Consider the following 17,415-nt stretch of genomic DNA (forward strand, 5'->3'; position numbering starts at 1 on the left):
GATGGACAGCTTATCCCAAGTTCGATCCGTCTTACATCCGCTCCGGCGTCTCGATCCCCAGCACATCCAGCGCCAGCACCAGTTGGTCCAGCGCCGCCTTCGACAGGGCCAGCCGCGAGCCGCGCGTGGCGTCGTCCGGCGCGATCAGTACCGGGCAGGCGGCGTAGAATTTCGAGAAACTCTGCGCCAGCCGATAGGCGTGTTCGGCGATCAGGTGCGGCATCCGCTTGTCGTAGGCGTCCGACACCGCCTGATCGAAGGCGTCCAGCGTCAGGGCCAGATCGCGCTCGGCCGATTCGACGATGGCGATCGGCGACACACCCGCGCCCTGTTCGGCCGCGCGGCGCAGCAAGGAGCGGATGCGGACGACCTGATACAACAGATACGGCCCCGTCTTGCCCTCGAAGCTCATGAAGCGGTCGAGATCGAAGACGTAGCTGGTGGTGCGGCTGTTCGACAGGTCGGCGAATTTCAGGGCGGCGATGGCGACCTTGTGGGCCGTGGCCTCGAACTCTTCGGGCGACAGGTCGGCGCCGAGATTGGCCTCGGTCAGACGGGCGCGGGCCTTGTCCCGGGCCTGGGTGATCAGGTCGTGCAGCTTCAGGACGCCGCCGGCGCGGGTCTTGAACGGCTTTCCGTCCGTGCCGTTCATGGTGCCGAAGCCGAGATGCTCCAGCGTGCCCTTTTCGGCGTATCCGGCCAGGTAGGCGGCGCGGAACACCTGTTCGAAATGTTCGGCCTGACGCTCGTCCACGACATACAGGATCAGGTCGGGGTCGATGGTCTCGCGACGATCAACGATCGTGGCCATGTCGGTCGTGCCGTACATGGCCGAACCCTCGGAGCTGATCACCAGCAGCGGCGGCGGGCTGGGGGCCTCGATCACCGAGCCGTCGGCCAGCTTCTTCTTGCGGGTCTCGCCGGGGCCGGCGACGTGGACCACGCGCGCACCGTCATCCTGGACCAGCAGGCCCCTGGCCTCCAGATGGGCGATCATCTCGGCCATCCGCGGATCGGCGTCGCTCTCGCCGTTCCACAGGTCGAAGGTGACGCCCAAGGCACCGAACTCGCGTTCCAGGGCAGTGCGGCTGACGGCCACGAAATGCTGCCACAGCGCGCGATAGCCGGGCCGGCCGGCCTGAAGCTCGGCCGTGGCCTTGCGGGCGCGGTCGCGGAAGGCCGGGTCTTCCTTGGCCTGGGCGGCGGCGGCGGGATACAGCCGTTCGAGATCTTCGAGGCTGACGGGGCTCTGGTCCGGGAAGGGGCCCTCACCGTCGGTCAGAAACGCGTCCGCCCTGCCCTCATCGCCGACGGCGACGATCAGCAACCCCATCTGGAAACCCCAGTCGCCGAAATGGGCGTCGCCCCAGACGGTGTCGCCGCGCAGGCGGAACAGTCGCTTCAGGCTCTCGCCGATGATGGAGGAGCGCAGGTGCCCGACGTGCATCGGCTTGGCCACGTTTGGCCCGGCGTAATCGATGACGACCTTGCGCGGCGTGGTGACAGCCGATGCGCCGGCAAGCACGGTATCCCCGGCGATCGCCTCGGCGCGCGTCGCCAATGTCGCTTCGGCGACCTTGAAGTTGATGAACCCCGGCCCCGCCACCTCGACGCCCGACAAGCGCGGATCGCCGGACAGGCGTGCGGCGACGCGGGTCGCCAGATCGCGCGGATTAGCCTTCAGCGCCTTGGCGGCGGCGAGTGCGCCGTTGGACTGGAAGTCGGCAAGGTCGGGGCGGTCGGACGTCGTTACCCGGGCCAGCGACGCGTCCACGCCTTCGGCGGCGAAGGCGGCGGCCACCGCTTCGCCCAGTTCGGTCTTGAGGTCGGCCATTACTGAGCGGGGGGCTGGGCGACCGGCGCGGTGCCGGCGTTGACGCGGAACCGGCTGCCGTCGCGGTTGAAGGCGGCCATTTCGGGCGTGACGTCAAAGCCGACCAGGACCTCGAAGTTCGAGCCAGAGGTCTCGGCGTTGGCGCGCGGAATGACGATCGTCTTTTCCTGGGTCACCGAGGCGGTGCGGGCACCCTCGAAATCCACCGGCAGGTCGAAATATTCCTTGGCCAGGACCGCCTCGTTTCGGGCGGTGACGGCGATCCAGTAGCGATATGTGCGCTGATCGGCCGTCGCCTGGGCGCCGCGGCCCAGGTTGAACAGCAGGTCCATCTGGACGGTGATCGGCTCATCCCCGCGATAGCTGCAGCCGGCGGTGACGCCCTCGATCTCGCCGGTATAGCCGACGTTGGCGACGGCCGGGCGGTTGTCCGCCAGTTCGACGTAGCGGGCGGCGTCGTAGAGGATCTTCACATAGGGACAGGGTCCGGCGTTGGCGCGCTGGTTCAGCGGCGCGATACGCGCAGGACGGCGGCTGGCACCCTCTTCTTCCTGACCCTGCTGGCGGTCACGCTGGCCCTGCTGCTGCTGACCCGGCATGGACTGGGCGTGAGCCGCGACCGGAACCGAACCGGCGAACAGGGCGACGGCAGCCAGGGCGGCGGTCTGAACGGAGATAACGCGACGCATCAAGGGAAGTATCCGACAGCCGAAAGGAGGCGCTGCACAGGGGTCGGCGCCGACCCTGCCACGCTGGGTGCTGATAGCGGCTAAAGCGAGGCGCGGCAAACGCTCGCGGTGGCGATCAGCGGCCGGAACCGCTACCTAGAGGGCATGAACGCGATTTCCCCGAACCGCCGACCGATGAATGTTCGTCTGGCCACGCCACGCGGCTTCTGCGCCGGGGTCGATCGCGCCATCCAGATCGTCGAGCGGGCGATCGAGAAGTTCGGCGCGCCCGTCTATGTCCGCCACGAGATCGTCCACAACAAGCATGTGGTCGAGCGCCTGAAGGTCATGGGCGCGGTCTTCGTCAAGGAACTGGACGAATGTCCCGACGATCGGCCCGTCGTCTTCTCGGCCCACGGGGTGCCCAAGTCGGTGCCGGCGGCGGCGGGCGCGCGCCAGATGCTGTACCTCGACGCCACCTGCCCCCTGGTCTCCAAGGTCCATGTCGAGGCCGAGCGTCACCACGCCGCCGGCCGTCACATCCTGCTGATCGGCCACGCCGGTCACCCCGAGGTCGTCGGCACCATGGGACAGCTGCCGGACGGTGCCATCACCCTGGTCGAGACGGTCGAGGATGCGCAGACGGTCCAGCGACCGGGCAACGCCCCCCTCGCCTATGCGACCCAGACCACGCTCTCGATGGACGACACCGCAGAGATCCTGAGTGTGCTCAAGGCCCGGTTCCCCGAACTGCCGGACCCGCACAAGGAAGACATCTGCTACGCCACCACAAACCGTCAGGAGGCCGTGAAGGGTCTGGCGGACGGATCGGACCTGGTGCTGGTGGTGGGCTCGCCGAACTCGTCGAACTCGGTGCGGCTGGTCGAGGTGGCGCTCAGGGCCGGGGCGGCGGATGCGCGGCTGGTCGATGATGCGTCCCATGTGGACTGGAGCTGGTTCGACGGCGTTTCGACCGTCGGCATCACCGCCGGTGCCTCGGCCCCCGAACCGCTGATCCAAGCCCTGATCGAGGCGATCCGCGAGCGCTTCGACGTAACGATGATCGACGATCCCGGCGAACGGGAGACCGTGACGTTCAAACTGCCCCGCGTTCTCGCCTAAGCCGGTTGCGACCGAGGCTCGTCTCAAACCGCTTGCTTTGAGACACCGGTGTCATAACCTGAGCCCAAGCGGTCGATCAAGCCGCACAGGGACGACGCCGAGGTACAGTCATGCTTGCTCTTCGCTCCACCGCCTGCGTGGCCGCGCTTCTGGCCGGGCTCGCCCTGCCGTCCCTGGCCCAGGCGCAGAACCCCTCGCCTGCCGGTGACGGACTGCTGTTCCGGATGTCGGCCGATACGGGGCTGACGGCCGATGTGGCGGCAGGTCAGGCGGAACCCACCTTCGCCGACAAGATCACCCAGAAACCCACCGGCGGCACCGACGGCGGCTATCTTGAGGGCACCGACGACCAGCAACTGGCCTGGTCGGCACCCGGCAACATCTATGCCCAGAGAGGCACGATCGCCTTCGACTGGCGGCCTCGCTACGCGACCGGGCCGACGCCCTTCGTCCTGTTCCGGGTCGGGTACGCCAACCATTCCAGCTGGGACATGACCTTCCTGCGGATCGACTGGAACGGCGAAGGTTTCGATGCCTTCGTCACCGACAACAACCTGGCCCGCGTCCGGGTGTCGTGGAAGATGCCCGAAGCACCCGCACCAGACGCCTGGATGCATCTGGCTTTCAGCTGGGACGAGGCCGAGGGCGTTGTGCTTTATGTCGACGGCGAGCGGGTGGCGGCGACGCGGACCCCGGCGGTGCTCGACGCCGCGCTGGATCAGTTCGGCACGGCCGGACGGATCGTGTCGCCGATCCAGGTTCACAGCCGCTACAGCTTCACGCGCGGCTCCGACTATGACGACCTGCGCATCTATGACCACGCGCTGGATCAGGGCGAGGTGCAGGCTCTGGTGAGTCCCGCCGCAAACCCTGTGACGTCCTCGGCTCCGGCTGACTGGCGGCCCGCCTGGGATCGCCGCTTCGGCTTCGATCAGGGTCCGGCGCCCTATCTCGCCGATCCGGTGACCCGCATCCGCCGGGTCGAGTTCACGGACCAGCGCGACATCGCCCAGCGACTGATGTTCGGCAACGACGGCATCCGCGAGACCACCTGGCCCGGCGTCTACAACCGGTCGCGCCTGACGGGACGCAGCGACTATTTCATCCTGCCCGACTGGGACGTCTATTCCATGGGCGGCAAGTCGGCGACCTGGTTCCTGCCTGACGAACCGTGGAACCAGGTGGAGATCCAGGGGGCCGCCTTCGGCACCCTGTCGGCCGTCGATGCCACCATCGCATCCAGCAAGATCGTGGACGCCGGCGCGCCCCAGCCCCTGGCCAGCCGCCCGCGCGGAGCCGAGCGCACGACGACGCGTGTCGAGGGTCGCGACGGCGGCGCGATCCGCTTCGTCAATGTCGAGCAGGAGACCCCGATCCAGGAGATCGGCGTCTACAACGTCACGGCCGGCGCTGTGCCCGACAGCCTCGGCGACTATCGCTATGTCGTGCGCGCAGGGGTCGAGCCATCCTATGTCGCCACCGACGACCTGTCGGCCTTCATCGCCGGGCGTTATCCGGCCGAGGAACGCGACACCGTCGCCGCCCTGCCCGCCAGCGCTCCGACCGCGCCGCGCACAACGGCGCTGAACGGCGCCCGCCCCATCGCCCACGTCGTCATCCCGATCGAGTTCCGGCGCGGCCGGGCCGCCGGACCCCTGATCCGCAATGTGCCGACGCTCAGCTATCAGGAGGCGGGCGGTCTCGACGGGCTGGTGCTGGAGATCCCGGCCCTGACCGCGACGCCGGGCCCGGACGGGCTGATCTCGCTGAACATCCGGGTCAAGGATCCGACCTGGGCCCTGCGCGACCTGCTGGACATCAACGTCTCGGTCAGGCCGGGCGAGGCGCGGACGGTGTTCCTGGATACGCGCGACCGGGTGCTGGACAACGACAACAGCCTGTACCTGACCGTGGCATCGTCGGCCGCCGACTTCAGCGCCCAGGGCCTGGACGGGATGGCCGTGCGGCTGATCTTCAAGGACCGCGACGCCGCCCGGCCCGAGCACGTCGCCGACCGGCTGATGCAGATCAAGGACAGCTATGGCTTCCTGGTCGAGGAACGCCAGATCACGCGCGACCTGGCCCTGTTCGACCAATTCTATCTGGACCTGACCGACCTGCTGCGGGTCGATCCCGGCAATGTCGAGGGCCGGGCCTACTGGAGCGAGTGGAACGCGTCCCAGCCCCTGCCCGCCTTCACCCAGGCCACGCCGCCGGCGGGCGTTCCGCTGTGGGCCTTCCGCCAGGTCGAGGACCTGAAACAGGTGCGGACCTTCATCAACTGGTGGATCGACAATCGCCAGGTCGAGGGTGAGTTCGGCGGAGGCATTTCCGACGACACCGACATGACCAACCAGTGGGTCGGCCCGGCCCTGATGGGCGTCGACCCGGACAAGTTCAACGCCTCCCTCCTGGCCCTGATCGAGGCCAGCTATCGCAACGGGATGTGGGACAACGGCCTGGGCATGATCCAGACCGACGAGCTTCACGTCTATGAGGAGGGCGTCAACGCGATCAGCCAGGCGGCCATGCTGAACCGGGGCGATCCGAAGACGATCGAGCGGCTGATGGCGACCGCGCGGCGCTACAGCGACCTGACCCAGGTCAATGCGGCGGGGCACCGGCACATCATCTCGTCCAACTTCTCCGGTTCGCTGTTCGCGCGGGATACGCCCTGGGACTGGTCCAAGTCGCAGTCGAACCTGATCCTGCATCCCGGGTATGCACTAGTCGACTACAACGGGTCGCCGCGCCTGAAGGCCCTGCTGCTGGAACTGGCCGACGGCTATCTGGCGCACGGCAAGCCGGGAGCGGACGGCGTGGTCACCTGGCCCGCCGACATCAACTGGACGACGGACGCCCAGCGCGGCACGGGTCTGGGGCCGACCAACATGCTGCTCTGGGCCTCGTATCGCTGGACCGGTGAAGCCAGATATCTGACGCCGATGGGCGAGCCGGGATCGCCCGGCTGGTCCGGCATCACCGCCGACGTCGCGCGCGAGCTCAAGCGCCCCGAGATCAGCCAGGGATGGGTGGCCGCCGCCGCCAGACCGGGCGCGTCGCCGGACGCCCTGACCTTCGCCGCCGCGGAGACCGGCGACCGCTCGCTGCTGGAGCGGCTGTACGCCGACGAGATCCGCTTCGCCTCGGTGCGGATGACGATGCAGACCGAGGATCACTGGTGGTCCGACCGGGTCGATGTACCGTCGGACCAGCTGCAGCGCGCCCGGCTGGGCGGCGTCGCCCATGTCCGCAACCGGATCGTGCCCGGCAACCGGATCAGCTGGCGCTTCGACGACGCCGGGGATGCGCTGAAGACGGCGATCCTGGTGCGCGAGCCGGCGGCCGACGGTTTCCGCGTCGTGGTCTGGAACCTGGCCGACCGGCCTGTCGCCGCGACGATCTCGGGCGGTCAGGTCACGCCGGGCCAATGGACGGTGACGCAAGGGATCGACGCGGACGGCGACGACCGGCCGGACGCGGGTACCGCATCGACCGTGGCGTTCGGGCCCGGAGAGGGGGTGCCGGTCACCCTGCCGTTGGGGGCCAGCGTCATCACCTTCGCCCTGACCGAGGCAGGCCCGGCCATGGCCACCCGGCCCGACGTCGGAATCGGCGTGGACGACGTCGTGCGCCGCGGCGGACGGCTGTCGGTCACGGTCCACGGCCTGGGGGGCGTCGCCTCTCCGGCCGGGCGTGTTGTCCTCGAAGGACCGGATGGGGCCGTGCTGGCCAGCACCCGGTTCGCAAGCCTGGCGGCACCCGATGACCTTCAGCCCAAGGTCCAGACGGTGACCCTGTCGGTGCCACGGCCCGCTCCGGCAGGATCGAGGGTGCGGCTGGTGCTGGACGGTGAACCCCTGGAGATCAGCGCCGCGAACAACGTCCGTCCCCTGCCCTGAGGCCCGGCGGGCGGGCCCCGGTCATGCCGGACGAAGGCCCGCCAGCACCGCAGGCAGTATCTCGGGCAGGTCCTCGGCGATCAGCCCGGGGCCGAATCGCGCCGCCGCATCCGCATGCAGCCAGACCGCCGCCCGCACGGCCTCGAAACTGTCCATCCGCTGGGCGATCAGGCCGCCGATCATCCCGGCCAGGACGTCGCCGCTGCCTGCTGTGGCCAGCCAGGGCACGCCGTTGTCATTGACCGCGACCCGTCCGTCCGGCGCGGCGATCACCGTCTGCGGTCCCTTGAGCACCACCACGGCCCCCGCCTGTCCGGCCGCGACCCTCGCCGCCGCCTCTCGCCCCTGGGCCAGCAATCCCGGGAATATCCGCTCGAACTCCCCCTCATGCGGCGTCAGCACGTCGTCGCGATCCAGACAGGCGAACAGCACAGCCGGCCGGTCGCGGAAGATCGTCAGGGCGTCGGCGTCCACCACCAGGGCCGCGCCCGTCCGGGCCAGGGCCTGCAGATTATGCACCGTCCCCTCACCCAGCCCCGCCGCCGGTCCGATGACGACGGCGTCAAGCGGCTCGGCCAGCTTCATCAGGGCCTCGGGCGAGGCGAACTCGTCGACCATCACGGCCTCCACCGCCGCCGCAACGATCAGTGCCGCGTCCGGGGGGCAGAGGATTCGCACCAGCCCGGCCCCGATCCGCAAACCGCCTCTCGCCGCCAGCCGCGCGGCGCCGGTCCTCAGCGCCGGACCCGAAACCACCCCCAGCCTGCCCCTCTCATGCTTGTGGGTTTGCAGAGTCGGCCAGGGAAACAGTGCGCGCCACGATCCGGGCGTGGAATATTCTTGCGTCATGACGTTTCCGGGGCCGCACATTGAGGAAAATTCGAAGGCAGCCCTTGCCTTATACCGCAATGCGATGTCCCTTTCGTCCCCGAGCGACCGGCTGTTCGAAACGCCGGTCACGGGGTGCCCATGAAGAAGATCGAAGCCGTCATCAAGCCGTTCAAGCTGGACGATGTGAAGGAGGCGCTCCAGGACATCGGAGTGCAGGGGATGACTGTGCTGGAGGCCAAGGGATATGGCCGCCAGAAGGGCCATTCCGAGCTCTATCGCGGGGCGGAGTACGTCATCGACTTCCTGCCCAAGATCAAGATCGAGGTGGTGGTCTCCGACGACCTCTACCCGGCCGTGGTCGAGGCCATCCAGACCGCCGCACGCACCGGCAAGATCGGCGACGGAAAGATCTTCGTCACCGATGTGATCGACGTCATCCGCATCCGCACCGGAGAAACCGGCGCCCAGGCGGTCTGACGACTACAGTACCCGGCCGCGTCCGCGCGGTCGTTCGCGTTCCCTCTCTCCCCAGAAGAAACAGGACCACCCGAGAATGAGCACCGCCGAAAAGATCCTGAAAGAGATCAAGGACAAGGACGTCAAATACGTCGACGTCCGCTTCACCGACACCAAGGGCCGACTGCAACACGTCACCTTCGACATCGACCTGGTCGACGAGGATTTCCTCAACGAAGGCACGATGTTCGACGGCTCCTCGATCGCCGGCTGGAAGGCGATCAACGAGTCGGACATGCTGCTCAAGCCCGACCTGACGACGGCCTATATCGACCCGTTCTATCAGGCCACGACGATGTTCCTGTTCTGCGACGTCATGAACCCGGACACCGGCGAACCCTACAACCGCGACAGCCGCTCCATGGCCAAGAAGGCCCTGCAGTACATTCAGTCGGCCGGCGTGGGCGACGTGGTCTATTTCGGGCCGGAAGCCGAGTTCTTCATCTTCGACGACGTGCGCTGGACGACCCAGCCGGGCAACACCGGCTATTCCTACGACTCGATCGAACTGCCGGCCAACACGGGCTCGGAATACACCGAGGGCAACATGGGCCACCGCCCCGGGCCCAAGGGTGGCTATTTCCCCGTCAACCCGGTCGACTCCGGTCAGGACCTGCGCGCCGAGATGCTGGGCGTGATGCGCGACATGGGCATGCAGCCCGAGAAGCACCACCACGAGGTGGCCCCGGCCCAGCACGAGCTCGGCCTGAAGTTCTCGGACATGCTGACCATGGCCGACCGGCTGCAGCTCTATAAGTACATCATCCACAACGTGGCGGCCGCCTACGGCAAGTCGGCGACCTTCATGGCCAAGCCGATGTTCGCGGACAACGGCTCGGGCATGCACGTCCACATGTCGATCTGGAAGGACGGCAAGCCCCAGTTCGCGGGCGACAAGTACGCCGGTCTGAGCCAGGAATGCCTGTGGTACATCGGCGGCATCATCAAGCACGCCAAGGCCATCAACGCCTTCGCCAACTCGACCACCAACTCCTACAAGCGCCTGGTCCCCGGCTATGAAGCCCCGGTCAAGCTGGCGTACTCCGCCCGCAACCGCTCGGCTTCGATCCGTATCCCATGGGTGTCGTCGCCCAAGGGCAAGCGTCTGGAAGCCCGCTTCCCCGATCCGATGGGCAACCCCTATCTGACCTTCACCGCCCTGCTGATGGCTGGCCTGGACGGGATCGAGAACCAGATCGATCCGGGCGCGCCCGCCGACAAGAACCTGTACGACCTGCCGCCAGAAGAACGCGGCTCGATCCCCGAGGTCTGCGGTTCGCTGAAGGAAGCCCTCGAGAACCTCGACAAGGACCGCGCCTTCCTCAAGAAGGGCGGCGTCATGGATGACGACTTCATCGACAGCTACATCGAGCTGAAGATGGAAGAGGTCATGCGCCTGGCCCTGCACCCACACCCGGTCGAGTTCGACATGTACTACAGCTGCTGATCGCACCGCACAGAGACACTAGGGAGGCGCCGGGCAACTCTGCTCGGCGCCTTCGTTTTTGAAGGGACTGGCAATGGCGGGAATCATCGGCACGCTTCGTCGCCGCTGGCACAAGGTGACGGGCGAAGCCCAACGCCGGAAGCAGGCGGTTGCGGCCATGCGGACGGATGACGCAATCATTCAACTCGAACAGCGGATTGATTTGCTGGAACGGACAGCTGCCCTTCTAAGCACCGAAATCAACGCGAGTACTGCCGAGACACGCCTCCTGCATCGAGCAAATCGTCCACTCGCCCGGCGCGATGTGATCGAAAGGCCTCCGCTCGTCCATGGCGGGCCCGGAAACCAGATTTTCGACGTTTCGACCATGTGTCGTGAAAGCGATTTTCATACCGCCTGGTTCACGCACTGGAGCCTGCAGACCGGGTTCTGGCCCCGGTATCATCGAAAACTGTGGGAGTATGTGTTCATTTGCCAGTGCCTCTACGAACGCGGCCTCATTGCGCCTCATATGCGTGGAGTCGGTTTCGGCGTAGGCGAAGAGGTGTTGCCGGCGCTGTTTGCGGCTCATGGATGCGAAATCGTCGCCACTGATCTAGGGCCAGAAGGTGCAGTTGGCACGGGTTGGATCGAAACCGCGCAACACGCCCACGACCGGGATTCACTGCGGCGCCCCGATATCTGTCCGGAAGATATTTTCGACCGAAATGTGTCGTTCCAGGCCTGCGACATGAACGCGATCGATCCTGGTTTGAAAGGTTTCGATTTTTGCTGGTCGTCTTGTGCTTTCGAACACCTTGGATCGATAGAACATGGGCTGCGCTTCGTTGAAAATTCGATCGACTGCCTGAGGCCCGGCGGCTGGGCGGTCCACACGACGGAATTCAATCTCTTCTCGAATGACGAAACGATCGACAATCAAGGCACGGTTCTGTTTCGCAGACGAGACTTCGAAGAACTGCAGCGCAGGCTGACTCTGAAGGGCCATCGCATGGCCCCTCTTCGACTCGATCTCGGCGAAGGCGTCATTGAGAATGTGATCGACGTCCCACCATTCAGTACCGATGTCAGCTTGAGAATCGCCATTTCAGGCTTCGCGACAACGTCGTTTGGACTACTGATCCAGCGAGCGCCGACATCGCCTGAGCCTCTCACGAAGCCGGAAGTCGCGGACGATCATCAACAGATATTGACCTATCTGATGAGCCAGAATGTCGACGAGCGACGCCACGGCGTGGTTGTGGCGGCGGACCGCCTCAAGCGAATCGACGCCATGACGCCGGTCCAAGCTCAGCTGTTCCATCAGGCTCTGCTCGACGCCATTCTAGCAGAGCGTGATCACGACATGCTTGCGTCCGAGGCAAAGGGTCTTGCGGAGTCCGTATGGCCATTGACCGGCCTTGCGCCTCTGGACCAGCTGGCGGAGTTCGCGCCTTTCCTGCCATACGACGCCGCTGTCTTCGTCTTGTTGGTATTGGAGCGAAGGGGCGATCCTGGAGATGCGGATCGACTGGAAAGTGGTCTGGGAGCCAGAACGATCTATCCTACAGATGAGGCCAAACGGCTGATCGCGCAGCTTCGCGCGAAGCAGACTTCGATTTCCGACCTGTAGCCCTACGTCAGCGCCAAGCACGCCCGTTTCTGGTCGCGCCTGAAACGCACTGGGCAGGGTCGCACCGAGAACGATGAAAAACTCCTGACCAGCATCCTTCAGGCAGCCGGTGATGTCTCACCCTTCCCTCGCCGCCACTCGATCGCGCGCACGCACCAGATCGAGATCTCGTAGAGCAGCACCAGCGGCACCGCGAGCATCAGCTGGCTGATGGGGTCGGGCGGGGTGACGACGGCGGCAACGACGACCACCGCGACGATGGCATAGCGGCGGACCTCGGCCATCATCTTTGACGACACGATGCCGGCGATGCCCAGCAGGGTGGTGATGACCGGCAGCTGGAAGCACAGGCCGAACGCCAGGATCAGGGACGTCACCAGGCTGAGGTATTCGCTGATCTTGGTCATCAGGGCGACGGAGATGCCGTCCGAAACGATCTGCTGGCTCAGCGAGAACCACATGACCAGCGGCAGCATGACGAAATAGACCAGCCCTCCCCCCAGGCAGAACAGCACGGGTGCCGCGATCAGGAACGGCAGGAAGGCCCCGCGCTCGTTGCGATACAGCCCCGGTGCCACGAACCGGTACAGCTGCCAGGCGATGACCGGAAAGGCCAGGACGATGGCCCCGAACCCGGCGATCTTCATCTTGGAGAACAGCTGTTCCAGCGGCGCGGTGGCGATAAGTTGCACCGCCGCCTGGCCGCCCTCCGGGATCGGTTTTAGTCCGGCCGTAACCATCAGCAGATCGATCATGTTACCGTGCCCGCCAGTCGCCGCCGCGGCGGCATGGACCGCCGAGGCCGCCTGGAACGGCTTGATCAGCACGATCTGGATCTGGGCCGCAAAGAAGAAGCACAGGAAGAAGGCCAGGACGAAGGCGATCACGCACACGACCAGGCGCCCGCGCAGCTCGATCAGATGATCCATCAGGGGAGCGCGCGAGGCTTCGATTTCAGACTCGTCGCGGGTCATAGGTCGAGCTTCGAGTTACGCGATGTGCGGGGTTTGGCCTTGGCCGGAGCCTTGGTGGCGGCCTTGACCGGAGACTTGGCGGCGCTCCCGCCCTTGGCCTTCACGGGCGCGGAGACGGCTGTGGCAGCTTTTGCGCGCGGCTTACGGGCCGGCTTTCTGGCGACTGGCACGACCGGTGCTTCCTCCGGCAGGGCGACCAGCGGCGGGTCGGCGAGCGGCAGCATGACGGGATCGCCGTAGGGCCATTCCGAGGCCTGGGGCGTCATCGCCGGATCGGCGGCCACGGCCTCGTCGGTCAGGGGTTTTTCGAGCTCGTTCCGGATGTCCTTGAACGCCGCGTCGGCCTCGGCCCCCAGGCGGACGGGCGAATAGGGCGACTGGCCGGTGCGCAGGGCCTCGACCTCCTTGCGCAGGTCATCCAGCTCGGACTGGCGGGCCATTTCGTCGAAGCTGGCGCGGAACTCGTTGGCCATGCCGCGCGCCTTGCTCACCCATTTGCCGAGCTGACGCAGCAGGCCAGGCAGCCGTTCGGGCCCGACGACCACCAGGGCCACCAGTCCGATCACTACCCATTCCAGGCCCCCGATCCCCGGGGTCAGACCGCCCATGCGCGGAGTCTTCCGTCGCGGCCAACTAGCGCTTCAGCTCTTCCTTCTCGGCCTCGGTGCGCGGCAGGGAGGACACACCATCAGTGGGGCCGTCCTTCTTGGCGTCGTCCTTGAGACCCTCGCGGAACGCCTTGATACCCTTGGCCGCGTCGCCCATCAGGCCCGACAGCTTGCCACGGCCACCGAACAACAGCAGCACGATGACGGCGACGATGGCCCAATGCCAGATGCTGAAGCTGCCCACGAACACGTCTCCGAAAAAGCGGCCCGACCTCGGCCCGCTGCAAATCATACGCGCCATATAGGCCAAGGCGTGGCGGCGCGGCAATCGACGCTGTAGTCACATGCCAAATGAGCACACCGTCTTCTCACGTCATCATCCACACCGACGGTGCCTGCAAGGGCAACCCGGGGCCCGGCGGCTGGGGCGCGATACTGCAAGCGTCCGGCAAGACCAAGGAAATGTCGGGGGGCGAACCCCTGACGACCAACAACCGGATGGAACTGACCGCCGCCATCATGGCGCTGGAGGCCTTGACCCGCCCGTGCCGGATCGACCTGCACACCGACAGCAAATACGTCATGGACGGGATCACCAAATGGATCCACGGCTGGAAGGCGCGGGGCTGGCGGACAGCGGACAAGTCCCCGGTCAAGAACGACGACCTGTGGAAACGCCTTGATGCCGCCCGCGCCCGGCATGAGGTCAAGTGGCACTGGGTCAAGGGCCACGCCGGTCACGAACTGAACGAACGCGCCGACCAGTTGGCCAATCGCGGCATCGCCGAGATGCGGTCTGCACGCGCGGGCTGATCCCTACTCGACCACGCGATAGTCGAAGCCGCCCGTATCGACCCATTCGCCCTTGATCAGATGGCGGCTGCGAATGCTGTAGACGCCGTTCTCGAAGGTCGTGGTGGCGCGCACGCCCGGCAGGTCGGGCAGGCCGTGAGCCACCTGATCGAATTCGAAGGTGCCGGGCCCCCGCACCGCGATCGTGCCGGTCGTGTAGAAGCCGCCGTTGGTCGCATAGAAGCTGACCAGTCTGTTCTGAGCAGGGTCCCAGGTGATCAGGGTTTCGCCCGCATAGACGCCGCCATTGACCGAATGGGTGCTGCGGATCGCACGCCCGTTCAGGATGCGCTCGAACCGGACCTCGTCTATGGTATCGGCCGCATTCAGCGACGCCCCACGCCAGGTCTTGCCGATCAGCGGGTCGAAGGCCGCAAGCGCCTGGGCGGCAGCGGACGGCGCGGCCGCCTCGGCCGGGCTGGACTGCGTGGAAGCGCCCGGAGCGGCCGTCATCAAGGCTGTTGCGGCCAGCCAGATCAGGATCATGTCGTGGCTTTGACCGTCAGCCTGCCACTTCCCACCGCCGTCACCACGACGGACTCAGCGATGGCCGGCGTGTCTCCGTCCAGTTCGGCCGACCATTCGGCACCCGATACGAAGACGCGTCCCCGGCCATCGACGAACGGTTCGACCACCGTCGCCTTCTGCCCGATCAGGCGGCGGTCGCGATCGTTGATGTCGGGCTGGTCGTCGGGATTGACGCGCTGGACCAGCCGACGCGAGAGCAGGGTCGAGGCCAAGGTCAGGGCCGCGAACAGCCCCACCTCTCCGGCCAGACCCAGCGACAGGCCCAGGGCGGTGACCACCGCCACGATCCCGGCCGAAACCGCCGGCCAAAGCAGCCATTCGGTCGAGGCTGCCGCCTCGACCGCCAGCAACAGGGCACCGATGGCGAGCCAGAGCCAGAAGGGCTGGGCCGAATAGAGGTCGATCAAGGTGTCCATGGCGTCACGCAGTCGGAGGCACGGCACCGCCGCGGGGTGCGCGCGGTGCGGGCGGTGCGGGCGGCGGTGCGGACGGCGTCCGCTGCTGATCGCGGGCCAGGCCGACCAGTTCACCGATGCCGGCGATGGTCCCGACCAGGCCGCTCATCTCGGCCGGAACGATGACGGTCTTGGCGGTGGGGTTGCGGGCCAGTTCGGCGAAGGCCTCAACATACTTCTGGGCGACGAAGTAGTTGATGGCGTTGACGTCGCCACGGGCGATCGCCTCCGAAACCATGGCGGTGGCCTTGGCCTCAGCCTCGGCCTCGCGTTCGCGGGCTTCGGCGTCGCGGAAGGCGGCTTCCTTGCGGCCCTCGGATTGCAGGATGGCCGACTGTTTGGCACCCTCGGCGCGCGCGATGGCGGCCTGCTTCTCGCCCTCGGCCTCGGTGATGACGGCGCGGCGCTCGCGCTCGGCCTTCATCTGGCGCGCCATGGCGTTGGTGATGTCCACCGGCGGGGTCAGGTCCTTGATCTCGATCCGGTTGACCTTGACGCCCCACGGCTCGGTCGCCGCGTCGATGACCGTCAGCAGGCGCGAGTTGATATTGTCGCGCTGGAACAGCACCTCATCCAGGTCCATCGAGCCGACGACGGTCCGCAGGTTGGTCGAGCACAGCTGGGTGATCGCATAGGGAAGGTTCTCGACGCGATAGGCGGCGGCCGAGGCGTCCATCACCTGGATGAAGACGATGGCATCGACCTTCACCATGGCGTTGTCCTTGGTGATGACCTCCTGCTGGGGCACGTCCAGGACCTGCTCCATCATGTTCATGCGCCGCCCGATCCGCTCGACGAAGGGCGTCAGGACGCTGATCCCGGGCTTGAGGGTCTTGGTGTACTTCCCGAACCGCTCGACCGTGAACTCACGGCCCTGAGGCACGATCTTCACCACGCTGAACAGCAGAATGAAGGCCAGTATGACCAGGGCGAGGACGAAGACGAGGCTCATGCGGCAATCCTTCGGCTGTTTGAACCAGATTACGCCCGCCGCGCCCGCCGCGCCATCGAATCCGGACCGTCGTCACAAACGAAAAGGGCGGCTCCCTCTCGGAAGCCGCCCTCGACGTCTGACCTGTCGCGAAGCTTAGTCGCTGACGGTGATGTCGCCGCCGTCCAGTTCGCAGAAGTCTTCCGAACCGACGGTCACTTCGGAACCGTCCGAGAATTCGGCCTTCAGGTCGTATTCGCAGTCTTCCAGATCATCGTCGATCGTGACTTCGACGCTGTCGCCGGCTTCCAGGATCCCGTCGCCGAAGATGTCCTCTTCCCATTCATTGGTCGAGACGACCGAGATGTAGAGCGAGATCAGGTCGTGCTCGGTCTCGTTGTGCAGGGTGAAGGTGACCGGCTCGGTCACCTGGGCCGAGGCGACGACAGGCGCGCCGGCGAGCATCAGGGCGGCGACAGCCGCCAGAGTGGTCTTGATCATTGTAGTCCCCCATTTCGGCGAAAAGCCGAGGTAAGCCCCCCCGAGCCGACACAGTATCGACCCGTTGGGCGCGGATGTTACATAGAGAATGTCGGCTGTCACGCCGGAATTTCAGGTCCGTTGAGCGCCGTTCCGGTAGACGGCGGCGTGGGTCAGGCGGTGACGTCCTGATCGCGAATCCGTACCGCCTCGGTGACGATCCGCCGGGTCTCGTCCCACGCCAGAAGTCCAAGAGCCGCATCGACCGCAAAGAACCGGGCCTCGGCCGCGTCATCCCCAGCAACCGGATCACCGGAGACCCAGACCGCGACATAGTCGATCAGCACATAGTGAAAGGCTGGAAACAGCCCGTCCACGACATCGACCAGACTTAGGATTCGCGCCGAGACGCCGGTTTCTTCATACAACTCCCGCAATGCTGCCGCGTGCAGCCTCTCGCCCGGCTCGATCCGACCCCCGGGCAGGCTCCACTCCCCCTCACGCGGGGGTCGCCCCCGCCGGATCAGCAGGACCTCGTCCCCCTTCAGACAGACGACACCGACGGCGGGAACCGGACCGGCCTGGGGAATCGAGGTCATCGCGCGCTTTCCATGGCCCACCATAGCTTTCCGCTTTCGTCCCGCGACCGATTTTG

17 protein-coding genes are annotated in these 17,415 nt (G+C 66.3%); 6 read left to right on the forward strand and 11 right to left on the reverse strand.

Features of this window, described 5'->3' with window-relative positions; all coding sequences use genetic code 11:
• Positions 1-31: 31 nt before the first annotated feature.
• Together argS and O5K39_RS15425 are read right to left on the reverse strand one after the other, a co-directional pair.
• Positions 32-1,834 (reverse strand): arginine--tRNA ligase, encoded by a 1,803-nt coding sequence (gene argS / locus O5K39_RS15420; RefSeq protein ID WP_271144487.1) that lies wholly within the window; start codon positions 1,832-1,834, stop codon positions 32-34.
• Entirely contained in the window at positions 1,834-2,523 is a 690-nt protein-coding gene (locus tag O5K39_RS15425) for a Tat pathway signal sequence domain protein (protein WP_271147174.1), read from the reverse strand. The genes argS and O5K39_RS15425 overlap by 1 nt, the downstream gene beginning before the upstream one ends.
• A 144-nt stretch (positions 2,524-2,667) precedes the next feature.
• On the opposite strand from O5K39_RS15425, the gene ispH reads away from it, so the two are divergent.
• Together ispH and O5K39_RS15435 are read left to right on the forward strand one after the other, a co-directional pair.
• Positions 2,668-3,624 (forward strand): 4-hydroxy-3-methylbut-2-enyl diphosphate reductase, encoded by a 957-nt coding sequence (ispH, locus tag O5K39_RS15430; protein ID WP_271144488.1) that lies wholly within the window; start codon positions 2,668-2,670, stop codon positions 3,622-3,624.
• 110 nt (positions 3,625-3,734) lie between these two features.
• Positions 3,735-7,526, forward strand: a complete 3,792-nt coding sequence (locus O5K39_RS15435) for a LamG-like jellyroll fold domain-containing protein (RefSeq protein ID WP_271144489.1) — start codon at positions 3,735-3,737, stop codon at positions 7,524-7,526.
• Between the two features lie 21 nt (positions 7,527-7,547).
• Here the strand turns inward: O5K39_RS15435 and O5K39_RS15440 are convergent, their stop codons facing one another.
• Positions 7,548-8,375 (reverse strand): NAD(P)H-hydrate dehydratase, encoded by an 828-nt coding sequence (locus tag O5K39_RS15440; RefSeq protein WP_271144490.1) that lies wholly within the window; start codon positions 8,373-8,375, stop codon positions 7,548-7,550.
• 120 nt (positions 8,376-8,495) lie between these two features.
• On the opposite strand from O5K39_RS15440, the gene O5K39_RS15445 reads away from it, so the two are divergent.
• The 3 genes from O5K39_RS15445 (at position 8,496) to O5K39_RS15455 (ending at position 11,932) form a co-directional block, all read left to right on the forward strand.
• On the forward strand, positions 8,496-8,834 hold the full coding sequence (locus O5K39_RS15445) for a P-II family nitrogen regulator (RefSeq protein WP_271144491.1): 339 nt from the start codon (positions 8,496-8,498) through the stop codon (positions 8,832-8,834).
• A gap of 76 nt (positions 8,835-8,910) precedes the next feature.
• The gene (glnA, locus tag O5K39_RS15450) at positions 8,911-10,320 is read left to right on the forward strand and encodes a type I glutamate--ammonia ligase (protein WP_271144492.1); all 1,410 of its coding nucleotides are present in this window, start codon (positions 8,911-8,913) and stop codon (positions 10,318-10,320) included.
• A gap of 73 nt (positions 10,321-10,393) precedes the next feature.
• Complete coding sequence (locus O5K39_RS15455) at positions 10,394-11,932, forward strand: class I SAM-dependent methyltransferase (protein ID WP_271144493.1); 1,539 nt, start codon at positions 10,394-10,396, stop codon at positions 11,930-11,932.
• A 98-nt stretch (positions 11,933-12,030) separates the two neighbouring features.
• Here O5K39_RS15455 and tatC read toward each other — a convergent pair whose 3' ends face one another.
• The 3 genes from tatC to O5K39_RS15470 are packed head-to-tail and all read right to left on the reverse strand — an operon-like array spanning position 12,031 to position 13,758.
• Positions 12,031-12,906 carry a twin-arginine translocase subunit TatC gene (gene tatC / locus O5K39_RS15460; RefSeq protein ID WP_271144494.1) on the reverse strand — a complete coding sequence of 292 codons (876 nt, stop codon included), beginning with the start codon at positions 12,904-12,906 and terminating at the stop codon, positions 12,031-12,033.
• Complete coding sequence (gene tatB / locus O5K39_RS15465) at positions 12,903-13,514, reverse strand: Sec-independent protein translocase protein TatB (protein WP_271144495.1); 612 nt, start codon at positions 13,512-13,514, stop codon at positions 12,903-12,905. Before tatB ends, tatC begins: the two co-directional genes overlap by 4 nt.
• Positions 13,515-13,539: 25 nt before the next feature.
• Entirely contained in the window at positions 13,540-13,758 is a 219-nt protein-coding gene (locus tag O5K39_RS15470) for a twin-arginine translocase TatA/TatE family subunit (RefSeq protein ID WP_271144496.1), read from the reverse strand.
• Between the two features lie 107 nt (positions 13,759-13,865).
• On the opposite strand from O5K39_RS15470, the gene rnhA reads away from it, so the two are divergent.
• A complete protein-coding gene (gene rnhA / locus O5K39_RS15475; RefSeq protein ID WP_271144497.1) occupies positions 13,866-14,327 on the forward strand; it encodes a ribonuclease HI in 462 nt (153 codons plus the stop codon).
• 3 nt (positions 14,328-14,330) lie between these two features.
• Here rnhA and O5K39_RS15480 read toward each other — a convergent pair whose 3' ends face one another.
• The 5 genes from O5K39_RS15480 to O5K39_RS15500 all read right to left on the reverse strand — a co-directional run bounded on the left by O5K39_RS15480 (position 14,331) and on the right by O5K39_RS15500 (position 17,359).
• Positions 14,331-14,852, reverse strand: coding sequence for a hypothetical protein (locus O5K39_RS15480; RefSeq protein ID WP_271144498.1), 522 nt, complete (start codon positions 14,850-14,852; stop codon positions 14,331-14,333).
• Positions 14,849-15,310 carry an NfeD family protein gene (locus O5K39_RS15485; protein ID WP_271144499.1) on the reverse strand — a complete coding sequence of 154 codons (462 nt, stop codon included), beginning with the start codon at positions 15,308-15,310 and terminating at the stop codon, positions 14,849-14,851. The genes O5K39_RS15480 and O5K39_RS15485 overlap by 4 nt, the downstream gene beginning before the upstream one ends.
• A 4-nt stretch (positions 15,311-15,314) precedes the next feature.
• Positions 15,315-16,301, reverse strand: coding sequence for an SPFH domain-containing protein (locus tag O5K39_RS15490; RefSeq protein ID WP_271144500.1), 987 nt, complete (start codon positions 16,299-16,301; stop codon positions 15,315-15,317).
• A gap of 135 nt (positions 16,302-16,436) precedes the next feature.
• On the reverse strand, positions 16,437-16,781 hold the full coding sequence (locus O5K39_RS15495) for a hypothetical protein (RefSeq protein WP_271144501.1): 345 nt from the start codon (positions 16,779-16,781) through the stop codon (positions 16,437-16,439).
• 152 nt (positions 16,782-16,933) lie between these two features.
• On the reverse strand, positions 16,934-17,359 hold the full coding sequence (locus O5K39_RS15500) for an NUDIX hydrolase (protein ID WP_271144502.1): 426 nt from the start codon (positions 17,357-17,359) through the stop codon (positions 16,934-16,936).
• Between the last annotated feature and the right edge of the window lie 56 nt (positions 17,360-17,415).

The sequence above is a fragment of the Brevundimonas sp. NIBR10 genome (assembly GCF_027912515.1).
Classification (GTDB): domain Bacteria; phylum Pseudomonadota; class Alphaproteobacteria; order Caulobacterales; family Caulobacteraceae; genus Brevundimonas.

Coding starts and splice junctions, on each gene's coding strand:
- argS (WP_271144487.1), bottom strand. CDS start 1,834: ATGGCCGACCTCAAGACCGAACTGGGCGAAGCGGTGGCCGCCGCCTTC.
- O5K39_RS15425 (WP_271147174.1), bottom strand. CDS start 2,523: ATGCGTCGCGTTATCTCCGTTCAGACCGCCGCCCTGGCTGCCGTCGCC.
- ispH (WP_271144488.1), top strand. CDS start 2,668: ATGAACGCGATTTCCCCGAACCGCCGACCGATGAATGTTCGTCTGGCC.
- O5K39_RS15435 (WP_271144489.1), top strand. CDS start 3,735: ATGCTTGCTCTTCGCTCCACCGCCTGCGTGGCCGCGCTTCTGGCCGGG.
- O5K39_RS15440 (WP_271144490.1), bottom strand. CDS start 8,375: ATGACGCAAGAATATTCCACGCCCGGATCGTGGCGCGCACTGTTTCCC.
- O5K39_RS15445 (WP_271144491.1), top strand. CDS start 8,496: ATGAAGAAGATCGAAGCCGTCATCAAGCCGTTCAAGCTGGACGATGTG.
- glnA (WP_271144492.1), top strand. CDS start 8,911: ATGAGCACCGCCGAAAAGATCCTGAAAGAGATCAAGGACAAGGACGTC.
- O5K39_RS15455 (WP_271144493.1), top strand. CDS start 10,394: ATGGCGGGAATCATCGGCACGCTTCGTCGCCGCTGGCACAAGGTGACG.
- tatC (WP_271144494.1), bottom strand. CDS start 12,906: ATGACCCGCGACGAGTCTGAAATCGAAGCCTCGCGCGCTCCCCTGATG.
- tatB (WP_271144495.1), bottom strand. CDS start 13,514: ATGGGCGGTCTGACCCCGGGGATCGGGGGCCTGGAATGGGTAGTGATC.
- rnhA (WP_271144497.1), top strand. CDS start 13,866: ATGAGCACACCGTCTTCTCACGTCATCATCCACACCGACGGTGCCTGC.
- O5K39_RS15480 (WP_271144498.1), bottom strand. CDS start 14,852: ATGATCCTGATCTGGCTGGCCGCAACAGCCTTGATGACGGCCGCTCCG.
- O5K39_RS15485 (WP_271144499.1), bottom strand. CDS start 15,310: ATGGACACCTTGATCGACCTCTATTCGGCCCAGCCCTTCTGGCTCTGG.
- O5K39_RS15490 (WP_271144500.1), bottom strand. CDS start 16,301: ATGAGCCTCGTCTTCGTCCTCGCCCTGGTCATACTGGCCTTCATTCTG.
- O5K39_RS15495 (WP_271144501.1), bottom strand. CDS start 16,781: ATGATCAAGACCACTCTGGCGGCTGTCGCCGCCCTGATGCTCGCCGGC.
- O5K39_RS15500 (WP_271144502.1), bottom strand. CDS start 17,359: ATGACCTCGATTCCCCAGGCCGGTCCGGTTCCCGCCGTCGGTGTCGTC.